We start from the raw sequence: 15,168 nt of genomic DNA, 5'->3' as shown, positions 1-15,168 counted from the left end.
AAAAACTGATTCCGCCAGGGTGCGTCATGCGCACCCTCTCCCCCGGAGTGCGTCATGAATTTCTCTCAGTTCTTCATCCAACGGCCAATCTTCGCCGCGGTGCTGTCGCTGATCATCCTGATCGGTGGTGCCATCTCGCTGTTCCAATTGCCGATCAGCGAATATCCCGAGGTGGTGCCGCCGACGGTCGTGGTCCGCGCCAGCTTCCCAGGTGCGAACCCCAAAGTCATCGGCGAAACCGTCGCGTCCCCGCTGGAGCAGGCCATCACCGGCGTCGAGGGCATGCTCTACATGTCCTCCCAGGCGACCGCCGATGGCAAGCTGACCCTGACCATCACGTTTGCGTTGGGAACCGATCTGGACAACGCCCAGGTGCAGGTGCAGAACCGCGTCACGCGCACCCAGCCGACGCTGCCGACCGAAGTGCAGCGCCTCGGCGTCACGGTGGACAAAGCCTCGCCGGACCTGACGATGGTGGTGCACCTGACCTCGCCGGACGAACGCTACGACATGCTTTATCTGTCCAACTATGCGGCGCTCAACGTCAAGGACGAGCTGGCGCGGCTGGACGGGATTGGTGATGTGCAGCTGTTCGGCATGGGCGATTACTCGCTTCGCGTCTGGCTCGATCCAAACAAGGTGGCCTCGCGCAACCTCACCGCAACTGACGTGGTCAACGCGATCCGCGAGCAGAACCGCCAGGTTGCGGCGGGTTCGCTGGGTGCACCACCCGCACCGGGCGCGACGGACTTCCAGTTATCGATCAATACCCAAGGCCGACTGGTTAGCGAGGAGGAGTTCGAGAACATCATCATCCGCGCCGGTGAAGACGGCTCGATCACCCGCCTGCGGGACATCGCACGCATCGAACTGGGTTCCAGCCAGTACGCGCTGCGCTCCTTGCTCAACAACCAACCGGCCGTCGCCATTCCGGTGTTTCAGCGCCCTGGCTCGAATGCCATCGAAATCTCCGACTCGGTGCGTGCTCGCATGGCCGAACTGAAGAAGGATTTCCCCGAAGGCGTGGACTACGAAATTGTCTACGACCCGACCATCTTCGTGCGCGGCTCCATCGAGGCGGTGGTGCACACCCTGCTCGAGGCCATCGTGCTTGTGGTGCTGGTGGTCATCCTGTTCCTGCAGACCTGGCGCGCCTCGATCATCCCGCTGGCCGCCGTGCCGGTGTCGCTGATCGGCACATTCGCGGTGATGCACATGCTGGGGTTCTCGCTCAACGCGCTGTCGCTGTTTGGTCTGGTGTTGGCGATCGGCATCGTGGTGGACGACGCCATCGTGGTCGTGGAGAACGTCGAGCGGAATATTGGCCTCGGCAAATCCCCGGTCGAAGCCACCAAGCAGGCGATGAAGGAAGTCACCGGGCCGATCATTGCGACGGCACTTGTGCTCTGCGCCGTGTTCATCCCGACCGCGTTCATTTCCGGCCTCACCGGGCAGTTCTACCAGCAGTTCGCGTTGACCATTGCCATTTCGACGGTCATTTCCGCCTTCAACTCCTTGACCCTGTCCCCAGCCTTGGCCGCCGCATTGCTGCGCAGCCATGACGCGCCAAAGGACGGCTTCTCGCGGCTGCTGGACAAATTGTTCGGCGCCTGGCTGTTCGCGCCGTTCAACCGCGTGTTCGAGCGTGCGAGTCACGGCTACGTCGGTGCGGTTAAACGCATCCTGCGCGGCAGCGGCATCGCCCTGGTGGTGTATGTCGGCCTGGTCGGACTCGGATACCTGGGATTCGCCAGTACTCCGACCGGTTTCGTGCCGCCGCAGGACAAGCAGTACCTGGTGGCCTTCGCGCAACTGCCGGATGCGGCCACGCTGGATCGCACCGAGGATGTCATCAAGCGCATGTCGCAAATCGCAGCCGAGCACCCCGGTGTCGAGAACACCGTGGCCTTTCCGGGCCTGTCGATCAATGGCTTCACCAACAGCCCGAACAGCGGCATCGTCTTCACCCCACTCAAGCCCTTCGATGAGCGCAGTGATCCCTCGCTGTCCGCCAACGCCATCGCGGCTGATCTGAACGGCCAGTTCGCTCAAATCCAGGACGCCTTCATCGCGATCTTCCCGCCGCCGCCGGTACAAGGGCTGGGCACCATCGGCGGCTTCCGCGTGCAGGTGCAGGACCGCGGCAACCTCGGCTACGAGGAGCTCTACAAACAGGTGCAGAACGTCATCGCCAAGAGCGCGGACTATCCCGAGCTGGCCGGGCTGTTTACCAGCTATCAGGTTAACGTGCCGCAGATCGATGCTGATATCGACCGGGAGAAAGCCAAGACCCACGGGGTGGCTATCGATCAGATCTTCGACACCATGCAGGTCTACCTCGGCTCGCTGTATGCCAACGACTTCAACCGCTTTGGCCGCACCTATCAGGTCAACGTCCAGGCCGAGCAGAAGTTTCGCCTGACGCCCGACCAGATCGGCCAGCTGAAGGTGCGCAACAACCGCGGCGAGATGGTGCCCCTGTCGACCTTCGTCAAGGTCAGTGACAGTTCAGGCCCGGATCGCGTGATGCACTACAACGGCTTCTTGACCGCTGAGATCAACGGTGCGGCCGCCCCCGGCTACAGCTCCGGCCAGGCCGAAGCGGCGATGGAGCGGCTGCTGCAAGCTGAGCTACCGAACGGCATGAGCTTCGAATGGACCGAGCTGACCTATCAGCAGATCCTGGCGGGTAACACCGCGATGTTCGTCTTCCCGCTCTGCGTACTGCTGGCCTTCCTGGTATTGGCGGCGCAGTACGAAAGCTGGAGCCTGCCGCTCGCGGTGATTCTGATCGTACCGATGACGCTGCTCTCGGCCATCACCGGGGTGATCCTCTCTGGCGGCGACAACAATGTGTTTACCCAAATCGGCCTGATCGTCCTCGTCGGCCTGGCATGCAAGAACGCGATTCTTATCGTCGAGTTCGCCAAGGACAAACAGGAAGAAGGCATGGACCGTCTATCCGCTGTGCTTGAGGCCTGCCGCCTGCGGCTGCGCCCGATTCTGATGACCAGCTTCGCGTTCATCATGGGTGTGGTGCCGTTGGTGCTCTCCTCCGGCGCGGGTGCTGAGATGCGTCACGCCATGGGCGTTGCGGTGTTCAGCGGCATGCTCGGGGTGACCTTCTTCGGCCTGCTGCTGACGCCGGTGTTCTACCTGGTCATACGCGCCTACGTTGAACGGCGCGCAGAGAAGAAAGCGGTACTGAAGGAGGCGCACGCATGAAGGCTGCCATTTCCACTCCGTTACTGCTTGCGGCTGTTCTGGCCTTGAGCGCCTGCGCAGTGGGGCCGGATTACCGCGTCCCAGAGGTTGCGCCCGCGCAGATTGAACGCGCAGCGGCGGCTGGCTTCGATCAGTCACGATTCCAGGCAGCCTGGTGGCGCCAGTTCGATGATCCGACGCTCGATGCACTGGTGGGTGAAGCGTTGGCCGAAAACCGCGAACTGCGCATCGCCTTCGCCCGGCTCCGCGCCGCTCGTTCGATTCGTGATGATGTGACCAACGATCGCTTCCCTACCGTAACCGCAGGGGCCAGCGCCGAATATGGCGAGGCTCAGCAGCCGGGCTTCGGCGAGGAGCGCAGTAGCATCGAGCGTTACGATCTTGGGCTAGACATGGCCTGGGAACTTGACCTGTTCGGCCGGGTGCAGCGACGCATCGAAGCCAGCGAGGCGCAGAGTGAAGCTGCGGAAGCGGAGCTCTACCAGCTACAGGTCAGCCTGATTGCCGAACTGGTCGACGCCTACGGTCAGCTGCGCGGCGCGCAGTTGCGTGAACGCATCGCCCGGGAAAACCTTGAGAATCAGCGCAACTCGCATCGCCTGACCGAGCAGCTGCGCGACGCTGGCGTAGGTAGCGAACTTGACGTGCTGCGCGCCGATGCACGGCTGGCAGCAACCGAGGCCAGCTTGCCGCAACTGCAGGCGCAGCAGACTCGTGCGACCAATCGCATCGCAACCCTGCTCGGTCAGCGCGCCGATAGGCTGAGTGTCGACCTTGCGCCGCGTGAGTTACCTGCCATCGCCAAGGCGCTGCCGATCGGCGACCCCACCGAGCTGCTACGTCGCCGACCGGACATTCTCGCGGCCGAACGGCAGCTGGCAGCGGCGACCTCCAACGTGGGCGTAGCGACGGCTGATCTGTTTCCGCGGGTAAGCCTGAGTGGCTTCCTGGGCTTTATTGCGGGGCGCGGTTCGCAGATCGGTTCGAGCGCGGCTCAGGCTTGGGGCGTCGCACCGAGCATCACCTGGGCAGCGTTCGACATGGGCAGCGTTCGCGCCAGATTGCGCGGTGCGAAAGCGGACGCCGAGGGTGCGTTGGCCAGCTACGAGCAGCAGGTACTGCTGGCGTTGGAGGAATCGGAGAACGCCTTCAGCGACTATGCGAGAGCTCAGGAGCGGCTGCTCGCCTTGTTGCGTCAGTCCGGCGCCAGCCGTGCGGCAGCAGAGCAAGCTGCGATCCGTTACCGCGAAGGCACGGTGGACTTTCTGGTGCTGCTGGATGCCGAGCGTGAGCGCCTGGCTGCCGAGGATGCGCAGGCGCAGGCCGAAGTCGAGGTCTATCGTGGCGTCGTAGGCCTTTACAAGGCACTCGGCGGCGGTTGGCAGCTGGCCAACGGCTGATCGGCAACGGCTCTGCGCTGCAGTCTAGCGGCGCAGAGCCGCCCCTATCGCCGGCGAAAGTGTGACCTGTTGCAACTCCCGCCGCCTCAATTATGAATTCTGTGAGAAAGCCCTTTTTACGGTGCGGCTTATTTGGCATAAGGCTTCGTTGAAGCTCAATAACATCTGCGTCTCGGATGTCATGCCAACCCACCAAAAACAAAGAGCCTTTTCATGATCAAGCCGATCATCACCCTCGCCGGCCTGGTGCTGGCGTTGACCGCGACCGCGGTCGAAGCTGAGCCGATCGTCATCAAATTCTCGCACGTCGTCGCTGAAGACACCCCGAAAGGCAAGGGTGCCCTGCTGTTCAAGAAACTGGTTGAAGAGCGTCTGCCCGGCCAGGTAAGCGTCGAGGTCTACCCCAACTCGACGTTGTTCGGCGATGCCAACGAGCTTGAGGCGCTGGCCAACGACGAGGTGCAGCTGCTAGCGCCTTCGTTAGCGAAGTTCGAGAAGTACACCAAGCAGGTTCAAGTATTCGACCTGCCTTTCCTGTTCGATGACCTGGAGGCCGTCAATCGTTTCCAGAAGCGCGCCAAGGGACGCCAATTACTGCGCTCGATGGAGAAGGAGAACATCACCGGTCTGGCTTACTGGCACAACGGCATGAAGCAGCTCTCGGCAACAAAGGCGCTGCGCCTGCCAAGCGATGCAATGGGTCTGGCTTTCCGTATCCAGCCCTCCGCCGTTCTGGAGTCGCAATTCGCACAGGTGGGAGCTTCGACCAAGAAGCTCCCCTTCGCCGAGGTCTACGCCTCGCTGCAGAACGGGACCGTCCAGGGCGCGGAAAACCCCTGGTCGAACATCTACAGCAAGAAGATGCACACGGTGCAGCCTTACATCACCGAATCCAACCATGGCGTGCTCGACTACATGCTGGTGAGCAATACGCGGTTCTGGTTCGGCATACCGCACCAGGTGCGCACCGAGTTAGAAGGCATTATCGACGAGGTCACCTTCGAGGTTAACCGCGCCGCGGAAGAAGCCAACCAGGCCGACCGCGAGCGTATCCGCAAGGCGGGCACGTCCGAGATCATCGAGCTGACACCGGAACAACGCGAAGCGTGGCGTGAAGCCATGCGACCGGTGTGGCAGGAATTCGAACCGGTGATCGGCGCCGATATCATCAAGGCAGCACAAACGGTTAACCGCAAGCAGCGCGACTGACCTCCCCGCCTCACCTTCCAACCGCGGCAGCAACGCCGCGGTTTCCCCAACGCCGCTCGGCGAGATTACCGCCCCCCATACGCAGCGCACACTCCAGCAGCCACGAATGTTATTTGGGCCCGCACGTTGGCGCCGTTGGGTTATCAGCGCTCAGGCGTCTCTAGCAGCGGTTCGAAATCCAGCTGCGCTTCCTCCCAACCGCCGCCCAACGCTGCGATCAGTTGAACGCTGGCAGCGAGTTGATCGCCCAGCAGGGTCAGGTAGGTGCGTTCGTTGTTCAGGGCGCTGGTTTGCACGGTGGCGACGCTGAGGAAGTCGACTGTACCGGCGCGGTACTGGTTCTGGATCAGACGTAACGATTCCTGGGCGGCTTCCAGCGCTTGCCGTTGAACCACCGCTTCAGCGGCGAGGACGCGCAATTGCACCAGGTTGTCCTCAACCTCACGGAAGCTGTCGAGCACGGTCTGACGGTAATTGGCCACTGTCAGGTCATAGTTGGTCTCTGCCGCTTCGAGGTCGGCACGCCGGCCACCGAAATCAAGCAGTGTGGCGGCCAGCTGCGGGCCTAATGACCAGAAGCGGTTGGGTAGACTGATCAGATCGCTAAAGCTGCTGTTTCGATAGCCACCGCTCGCGCTCAGTGTCAGGTCCGGATACCAGGCGGCTTCGGCCACGCCAATTTGCGCGTTTGCCGCAATCACTTGCCGTTCAGCCGACGCGATATCCGGGCGGCGTTCGAGCAATTGCGAAGGCAGGGCCAGCGGCACTGCTGGCAAATCGGGGATTTCATCACGTTCCTCGATGTCCAGCTCCGAAGGGGGTACCCCAATCAGCACCGCAATAGCGTGCTCCATCTGGGCCCGTTGCCATTGCAGGTCGATGGCCTGAGCCTCCGTGCTTCTGAGCTGAGTCAGCGCCTGGGTCACATCCGACTTCGGCACGATGCCCGCACGATACTGGTTTTCAGTGAGGCGCAATGATCGCGCAAAGGCTTCGACCGTCTGGTTCAGTAGCCGCTGCTGTTCGTCCATCACGCGCAACTGCAAATAGGTCTGGACCAGTTCGGATTGCAGGCTCAGCCGCACAGCAGCGAGATCGGCTGCTGTGGCCTGCATATTGGCTCGATTGGCTTCAAGGTTGCGCCGCAGACGGCCCCAGATGTCCAGCTCCCAGGCCGCGTCGAGCCCCACGCTGTAACTCTCGCTGATGCCGCTGAAGCCGCTTGCGCTCTGTGCGGCTGAGCTGGTCGAACTGCCCTGCCCGGCACGCGTCGCGCCGGCGCTGCCCCCCACTGTCGGGAACAACTGAGAGCGAGCCCCCCGCACCAGCGCGCGCGCCTGGCGGTACTGCGCTTCGGCCGCCGCCAGGTTCTGGTTGGACACGTTCAGCCGTTCGACCAATGCATCCAACTTCGCATCACCGTATAGCCGCCACCAACTGCCGCGCTCCAGCACGTCGGCCGGGTTGGCGACCTTCCAACCTTCGGCCCGCTTGAATTCCGCGGCCATTGGCAGCTCGGGGCGCTGGTAGTCAGGACCCAAGGTGCAGGCACCTAGAGAAAAAGTCATGACGACGATGGCCAGCGGGCGTAGGGCGTTTTTCAGGGACAACGAACTCATAGCGGACTTTCCAGGGCGGCATCGGTGCGTACACCGCGCCAGCGGTTGAAACGGTGGCGCGCGCGGTCCAGATAGAGGTAGACCACCGGCGTGGTGTAGAGCGTTAGGATCTGGCTGAGGATCAGGCCACCAATGATGGTCAGGCCCAACGGCTGGCGCATTTCTGCCCCCTCCGCCCCCCCGAGCAGCAACGGCAATGCGCCAAGGATCGCCGCCATAGTGGTCATCAGGATCGGCCGAAAACGCAACAGGCAAGCCCGGCGAATCGACTCGTCCGGCGCCAGATGATCGTTACGCTCGAATTGCAGCGCCAAGTCGATCATCAAAATCGCGTTCTTTTTCACCACTCCGATGAGCAGAAACAGCCCGAGCAGCGAGATCAGGCTGAACTCTTCGCCCGTCAGAATAATGGCCAGCAACGCGCCGACACCGGCTGAAGGCAGTGTGGACAGGATCGTCAGCGGGTGGATGTAACTCTCGTACAGGACACCCAGCACGATATAGACGAGCAGCAACGCGCCCAGAATCATCAATGGCTGGCTGTCCTGCGTAGACTGGAAGACGTCACCCGTACCGCCGAGGCGCCCCTGAACCTCGCTCGGTAGACCGATCGCTGCGACGGCACGCTCGATCGCCCGCGTCGCCTGGTCCAGGCTGACGCCGGGCGCCAGGTCGAAATCGATGTTCTCGGCGGCGAACTGCCCGTCGTGACTGACGCTGTCCTCTTCCAGGCTCCGCTCGTAACGTGCGAATGCAGCTAGCGGAACACGCCGTCCATCGCTGGTGATCACCTGAATCTGCTCCAGCACCTCGGGATGTTGGGCGTAGCTTGGATCGATCTCCATCACTACTCGGTACTGGTTCAGCGATTCGTAGATGGTAGATATCTGCCGCTGGCTGAAGGCATTGTTGAGCATCGTCGTCACAGTGCTCATGTCGATGCCGAGCCGCTTGGCGGCATCGCGGTCGATCTTCAGGCTGATCTGCTGTGCGCCCTCGCCTTCATTGGCGTCGATGCTGGTCAGCTCTGGCAAGGCCATCAACGCTCGGGTCACTTGCGGCACCCAGGTTCGGAGATCGGCCAGATCGCTGGCCAGCAGATTGTAGGAATAGGCCGAACTGCTCTGCCGGCCGCCGCCGAATTGCAAATCCTGATCGGCCATCAGAAACATCCGACCACCCGGTACCTTCGGCTGGTTCTTGCGGATACGCTCGATCACTTTTTGCGCGGAAATCTTGCGTTCATCCAGCGGCTTGAGCCGGACAATCATGAAGGCATTGTTGATGCCGCCCTGCCCGCCAATGAAGCCTGCCACGCTTTCCACGGCCGGATCGGCCAGCACCGCCTTGCGGTAGGTCTCCATCTTCGGCTGCATGACCTGGAACGACAGGCCGTCGTCGCCGCGAATGAAGCCGGTCAGCTGGCCGGTGTCCTGTTGCGGGAGGAAGGTTTTCGGAACCTGGACATACAAAAAGACGTTGAGACCGATGGTCGCCAGCAAGGTAAACAGCGTGATCCGATGATGCCGCAGCGCCCAGCCTAGGGACCTGTCGTAATGGCCTAACAACCACTGGTGGGCCTTGTGGCTCCAGCGATACAGACGGCCGTCATGCTCGGGCTGATGAGGCTTCAACCAGCGCGCACAGAGCATCGGCGTCAACGTCAGCGAGACCAGCAGCGAGACCAGAATCGCCGCTGCCAAGGTGATGGAGAACTCGCGGAACAACCGCTCGACAATGCCGCCCATGAACAGGATCGAGACGAATACGACCACCAGCGAGAGGTTCATCGACAACAGGGTGAAGCCCACCTCGCGCGTACCGATATAGGCGGCACGCAACGGCGGAACCCCCTCGTCGATGTGCCGAGCGATGTTTTCCAGAACCACGATAGCGTCATCCACTACCAGCCCGGCGGCGAGGATCAAGGCCATCAGCGACAGCACATTGAGCGAGAAGCCGAACAGGTACATAACGGCAAAGGTGCCAACTAGCGAAACCGGAACTGCCAGCGCCGGGATCAGCGCGGTACGCAACCGGCCAAGGAAGAGAAATACCAGCACGATCACCAGGCCCACCGCGATCAGCAAGGTCCGTTCGGCCTCGTGGAGGGTGGCACGGATGACCGGCGAACGATCCATCGCCACTGCCATGTTGACGCTGCCGGGCACGATCGCCTGCAGTGCCGGCAGCTCGTTGCGAATGCCCTCGATGGTTTCGATGATATTGGCGCCGGCCTGGCGATTAATCACCAGCAGTACGGCACGGTCGTTGTTGAAAAAACCGTCGTTGTAGCGATCTTCAACCCCGTCTTTAACCTTAGCCACATCGCTCAGACGCAGCGCCGCGCCGTCCTGGTAACGGATGATCAGCGGCAAATAGTCAGCGGCTTCATGCAGTTGGTCGCTGGCCTGCACCTGCCAGTGGCGATGGTCGTCTTCGACCACCCCCTTGGGTCGCCGAACATTCGCATTGGCGATGGTATTGCGCACCTCGTCGAGCGAGACGCCGTACTGCTCGAGCTGCTGAGGCTGCAGCTCGACCCGCACCGCAGGCAACGAACTCCCGCCCACCTGCACCTCGCCCACGCCTGGAACCTGCGACAACTTCTGCGCCAAGATTGTCGAGCCGATGTCGTAGAGCTGCCCCTTGCTGAGCACGTCGGAGGTTAGCGACATCACCATGATCGGTGCTTGTGCAGGGTTGATCTTGCGGTAGGTCGGCATGCTGCGCATCCCGCTGGGCAGCAGATTGCGCGAAGCGTTGATTGCCGCCTGAACATCGCGGGCGGCACCATTGATATCCCGCTCAAGATCGAACTGGATGATGATGCGCGTCGAGCCCTGACTGCTGCGGCTGCTCATCTGGCTGACGCCTGCGATGCTCCCAAGGGAGCGCTCCAACGGCGTCGCCACGCTGGATGCCATGATTTCAGGGCTGGCGCCGGGCAGGCTGGCCTGTACCGTAATCACCGGAAAATCCATATTCGGCAGCGGCGACACCGGCAACAGACCGAAGCTGACCCCACCCAGCAATAGAATCGCCAGGCTCAGCAGCATGGTGGCGACCGGGCGCGCGATGAAAGGGGCGGACAGGTTCATGGCTTAAAGGCCAGGGAAAGCTCGAGACTCATAGCGCCGCCTCTTGAGCTGAAGCGGATTTGCGCCCGAACCGGCTGCCCAACCGATCGAAAAACAGATAAATCACTGGCGTGGTAAACAGCGTCAGCAACTGGCTGAGCAGCAGACCGCCGACCAGCACCAGCCCCAGCGGCTGACGCAATTCGGCCCCTGAGCCCGAGGCGAGCATCAGCGGTACCGCGCCGAACAGCGCCGCCAGCGTCGTCATCAGGATCGGTCGGAAGCGCAGCAAGGCGGCGCGATAGATCGCGTCCTGCGGACTCATCCCCTGATTGCGCTCGGCCTCAAGGGCGAAGTCGATCATCATAATGGCGTTCTTCTTGACGATGCCAATCAGCAGGATGATGCCGATGATGGCGATCAACCCCAGATCGTTGCCGGTCAACAGCAACGCCAGCAAGGCGCCGACCGCTGCCGAGGGTAGCGTCGACAGGATGGTGATCGGGTGGATGTAGCTCTCGTAGAGCACACCCAGCACGATGTACATGGTGACCACCGCCGCGAGGATCAACAGCAGCGTGCTCGACAGCGATGCGCGGAACGCTTCGGCAGCGCCTTGGAAACGGCTCTGGATTCCAGCAGGTAAGCCGATTTCCGCCTCGACGCTCTCGATGACTTCCACCGCTTTACCCAGCGAAACGCCATCGGCCAGGTTGAATGACAGCGTCACCGCCGGAAACTGGCCGATGTGGTTGATCAGCAGGGGCGCGTTGCGTTGCTCAAGCGTTGCCAAGCTCGACAACCTGACCGGCGTGCCGCCTTCGCTCTGCACGAACAACTGGTCCAGCGCCTGTGCGCCGAGACGGTCGCCTGCCTCCGCTTCGAGCACCACGCGGTACTGACTGGCTTGAGTGAAAATTGTGGAAATCTGCCGCTGACCGAATGCGTCATATAACGCATCGGTGATGGCCGAGATCTGAATGCCCAGGCGCGCCGCCGCATCTCGGTCGATATCCAGGAAGATTTGCAGGCCATCGCTTTGCAGGTCGCTCGCGACATCGGTCAGTTCCGGTCGCTCGCGCAAAGCTGCAACCAGGCGCGGGGTCCATTCTTCGAGCAAGTCTCCGTCGGGCGACTCCAGACTGAACTGGAACTGCGTGCGACTGACCCGATCTTCGATGGACAGGTCCTGCACCGGCTGCATGTACAGCTCGATGCCCGGCAGTTTGGCCAGCTCCGGCCGCAACCGGTCGATGACCTGGCTGGCGGTGACATCGCGTTCATCGTGAGGCTTGAGGTTGATCAGCATCCGCCCGCTGTTAAGCGTTACGTTATCGCCATCAACGCCAATGTAGGACGACAGGCTGGCCACAGCGGGGTCCGCGAGAATCACGCGGGACAGCGATTGCTGGCGCTCGCTCATGGCCCGGAACGAGATGGATTGAGGGGCCTCACTGATGCCCTGTATCACCCCGGTGTCCTGCACCGGAAAGAAGCCCTTCGGCACCGCCAGATACAGCACCACCGTAAGCCCAAGCGTGGCCACGGCGACCAGCAAGGTCAGCGTCTGATGGCCCAACACCCAGGTCAGCCAACGTGCATAACCGCCAATCAGCCGCTCGACCCAGTCCGGTGCCGATTTTTCAGCCGCGGCGGGCTTGAGCAATTTGGCACACATCATCGGCGTCAACGTCAGCGAGACCACCAGCGAGATCATGATCGCGACGGCCAGGGTGATGGCGAACTCGCGGAACAGACGCCCCACCACGTCTTGCATGAACAACAGCGGAATCAGTACGGCAATCAGCGAGAGCGTCAGCGATATCAACGTGAAGCTGATCTGCTTGGCACCCTTGAGCGCGGCTTGCAGCGGCGTCTCACCCTCTTCCACATGGCGAGCGATGTTTTCGAGCATGACAATAGCGTCGTCCACCACGAACCCGGTCGCAATGGTCAGCGCCATCAACGTCAGGTTGTTCAGCGAAAAACCGGCGAGGTGCATCACGGCAAAGGTACCGATCAGCGACAGCGGCACCGCAATGGACGGAATGATGGTCGCCGACAAACGCTTGAGGAAAACGAAGGTGACCATTACCACCAGAAACGTGGCCATCAGCAATTCATGCTGGACGTCAGTGATGGCAGCCCGGATCGTCTGCGTACGATCAGTGAGCACCACCACGTCCAGGCCGGTCGGCATGCTCGCCGTGACCTCTGGCAGCAGCGCCTGAATGCGCTCGACCACTTCAATCACGTTAGCGCCGGGCTGGCGCTGGATGTTCAAAAGGACCGCCTGGCTTTGATTGGCCCAGGCCGCAAGGCGCTCGTTCTCGGCGCCGTCGATGATGTCGGCGACATCTTTCAAGCGGAGTGTCGCGCCGTCCTCGTAGGCCAAAATGAGTTCGGCGTATTCCTCCGGGGTTTTCAGCTGATCGTTGGCATCGAGCATCGAGACGCGCGTCGGGCCGTCGAAATTACCCTTGGGTTGATTGACGTTGGAGCTGGTTACCAATGAGCGAACGTCAGCGAGCGACAGACCGTAGGACGCAAGCGCCTCCGGATTGACTCGAATACGCACCGCAGGGCGCTGGCCTCCGGCGATGCTGACCATGCCCACGCCACTGATCTGCGCAAGCTTCTGCGCCATGCGCGTGTCGACCAGGTCGTGCAGCTCCGGCAGCGCCAGGCTTTCAGAGGTGATGGCCAGCGTCATGACCGGGGTGTCCGCCGGGTTGACCTTGTTGTACACCGGCGGTGCCGGCAGATCATTGGGCAGCAGATTGCTTCCGGCGTTGATAGCGGCCTGGACTTCCTGCTCAGCCACATCCAGCTCAACGTCGAGCGAGAAACGCAAGGTGATCACCGAAGCGCCCCCGGAACTGGTGGACGACATCTGCGTCAGGCCCGGCATCTGCCCGAACTGCCGCTCCAGCGGAGCCGTCACGGCGCTGGTCATGACTTCCGGGCTGGCGCCGGGATACAGCGTCATCACCCGAATGGTCGGATAATCCACCTGCGGCAGCGCCGAAACCGGCAGCATGCGGTAGGCAATCAGGCCGGCCAGCAGGATCGCGATCATCGTCAGGGTGGTTGCCACGGGCCGAAGAATGAACAGCCGCGAGATGTTCATCGCGCTGGACGCTCCTTGGCGCTCTGAGGCTCAACCTTCGGATTCTCAGCCGCCTCTTCGGCGAGCTTCTGACGATCCACCACTTCGACTTCGCTGCCGTCGCGCAGGCGGTCGGTGCCCTCCATGACGATTCGTTCGCCGACGCTCAATCCGCTGGTGACGACCGTTTGGTCGCCGTTGCTTGGGCCTACTTCAAGGACTCGCAGCTCCACCTTGGAGTCCTCGCCGACGACGTATGCGTAATTGCCCCGCGAGCCGAATTGCAGCGCGGCCGAGGGAATCAGGACCGCATCAGGCAAAGTTTCCACACGCAGGCGAACGTTTACGAACTGGTTGGGTATCAGCAGTTCGTCCTCGTTATCGAAGCGCGCCTTCATCTTCAGCGTGCCAGTGGTCGTATCAATCAGGTTATCGACGCTTTCCAGTACGCCCTCACCGAGCAGGATGCGTTCGCCACGGTCCCAGGCCTGTACGGACAGCTCTTCACCGCGGCGGAACCGGGCAATGACTGGCGGCAACTCGCTTTCAGGCAGGGTAAAACTGATCGCCATGGGTTGGGTCTGGGTAATGACGACCAATGGCGTGGTGTCGTTGGCCGCCACAAGGTTGCCTTGATCCAGCTGCCGCAGGCCGACGCGACCGTCGATTGGCGCGCGAATTTGGGTGAACTGCAGGTTCAGCTTGGCCTCGTTGACGGCGGCCTGGTTGGCGGCGAGTGTTCCTTTGTATTGATTCACCAATGCCTGCTGCGTATCGAGCGTCTGCTTGGCAATGCTGTCGTCGGCGAACAGGCCTCGATAGCGATCAAGATCGACCTGCGCGTTCTGCAACAAGGCGCGGTTCTGCTGGAGAGTGCCTTCGGCCTGCTGCAGCGCCACCTCATAAGCGCGAGGGTCGATGACGGCAAGCAGGTCGCCGGCCTTGACTCGCTGGCCCTCGTCGAATCGAATCTCGACCAACTCTCCTGCCACGCGGCTGCGCACGTTGACTGTATTCAACGGCGTGACGGTGCCGAGCGCCTTGGCATAAACCTCGAATGGACCTTGCTCCACCGGGGCAACCCGCACCGGCGTCGGGCCGCCGAAGGCACCGAACGCTGGCCGACCACCCGCTCGCTGTGACGGCGCCTCGGCCGTGGTTGGCCATAGCCACCAGAGCAGCAGCGCAATCGCAACAACCACGCTGCCGATGATTAGCCAACGCCGCACGGAGCCGGCGGAAGAAGTAGTTGCCTCGGACATGAACTGGGTTCGCCTGAAAATGAGCGTGAACCATAAGCAGTCGCGCTCCGCTCGCAAAGGGGATTTACGGCATTTTTACGTATCCGGCGTTGTCGCAACCAAAACCGATCGCATAAAGCGCAGCACCGGCCCAGGAACCATGCTTGAGCCATTCAGTCTATGTACCGTTCGCTCGGTGCCTGACAAGGGTGGCGTACCGGACCACCTGCACACGATGGGATATGCCGCTATTTATCAGGCCGTCCGATAATGGCCTGCACAGGA

General features: G+C 61.8%; 7 protein-coding genes. 3 read left to right on the top strand and 4 right to left on the bottom strand.

Features of this window, described 5'->3' with window-relative positions:
* Positions 1-54 precede the first annotated feature (54 nt).
* From RT21_RS01180 to RT21_RS01170, 3 genes are all read left to right on the top strand, one after another.
* Complete coding sequence (locus RT21_RS01180) at positions 55-3,225, top strand: efflux RND transporter permease subunit (protein WP_046161252.1); 3,171 nt, start codon at positions 55-57, stop codon at positions 3,223-3,225.
* Positions 3,222-4,625 carry an efflux transporter outer membrane subunit gene (locus RT21_RS01175; RefSeq protein WP_046161251.1) on the top strand — a complete coding sequence of 468 codons (1,404 nt, stop codon included), beginning with the start codon at positions 3,222-3,224 and terminating at the stop codon, positions 4,623-4,625. The genes RT21_RS01180 and RT21_RS01175 overlap by 4 nt, the downstream gene beginning before the upstream one ends.
* A gap of 216 nt (positions 4,626-4,841) precedes the next feature.
* Positions 4,842-5,834 (top strand): TRAP transporter substrate-binding protein, encoded by a 993-nt coding sequence (locus RT21_RS01170; protein WP_045431838.1) that lies wholly within the window; start codon positions 4,842-4,844, stop codon positions 5,832-5,834.
* Between the two features lie 143 nt (positions 5,835-5,977).
* Here the strand turns inward: RT21_RS01170 and RT21_RS01165 are convergent, their stop codons facing one another.
* The 4 genes from RT21_RS01165 to RT21_RS01150 are packed head-to-tail and all read right to left on the bottom strand — an operon-like array spanning position 5,978 to position 14,904.
* Positions 5,978-7,453, bottom strand: coding sequence for an efflux transporter outer membrane subunit (locus tag RT21_RS01165; protein ID WP_046161250.1), 1,476 nt, complete (start codon positions 7,451-7,453; stop codon positions 5,978-5,980).
* On the bottom strand, positions 7,450-10,554 hold the full coding sequence (locus tag RT21_RS01160) for an efflux RND transporter permease subunit (RefSeq protein WP_046161249.1): 3,105 nt from the start codon (positions 10,552-10,554) through the stop codon (positions 7,450-7,452). The genes RT21_RS01165 and RT21_RS01160 overlap by 4 nt, the downstream gene beginning before the upstream one ends.
* Before the next feature lie 28 nt (positions 10,555-10,582).
* Positions 10,583-13,663, bottom strand: a complete 3,081-nt coding sequence (locus tag RT21_RS01155; RefSeq protein ID WP_046161248.1) for an MdtB/MuxB family multidrug efflux RND transporter permease subunit — start codon at positions 13,661-13,663, stop codon at positions 10,583-10,585.
* Complete coding sequence (locus RT21_RS01150; RefSeq protein ID WP_046161247.1) at positions 13,660-14,904, bottom strand: MdtA/MuxA family multidrug efflux RND transporter periplasmic adaptor subunit; 1,245 nt, start codon at positions 14,902-14,904, stop codon at positions 13,660-13,662. The genes RT21_RS01155 and RT21_RS01150 overlap by 4 nt, the downstream gene beginning before the upstream one ends.
* Positions 14,905-15,168: the final 264 nt, after the last annotated feature.

The organism is Pseudomonas sp. 10B238 (assembly GCF_000970615.1).
Classification (GTDB): Bacteria; Pseudomonadota; Gammaproteobacteria; order Pseudomonadales; family Pseudomonadaceae; genus Stutzerimonas.
Note: the sequence above shows the minus strand (reverse complement) of the source record. Positions and strands in the feature narration are given on the sequence as shown.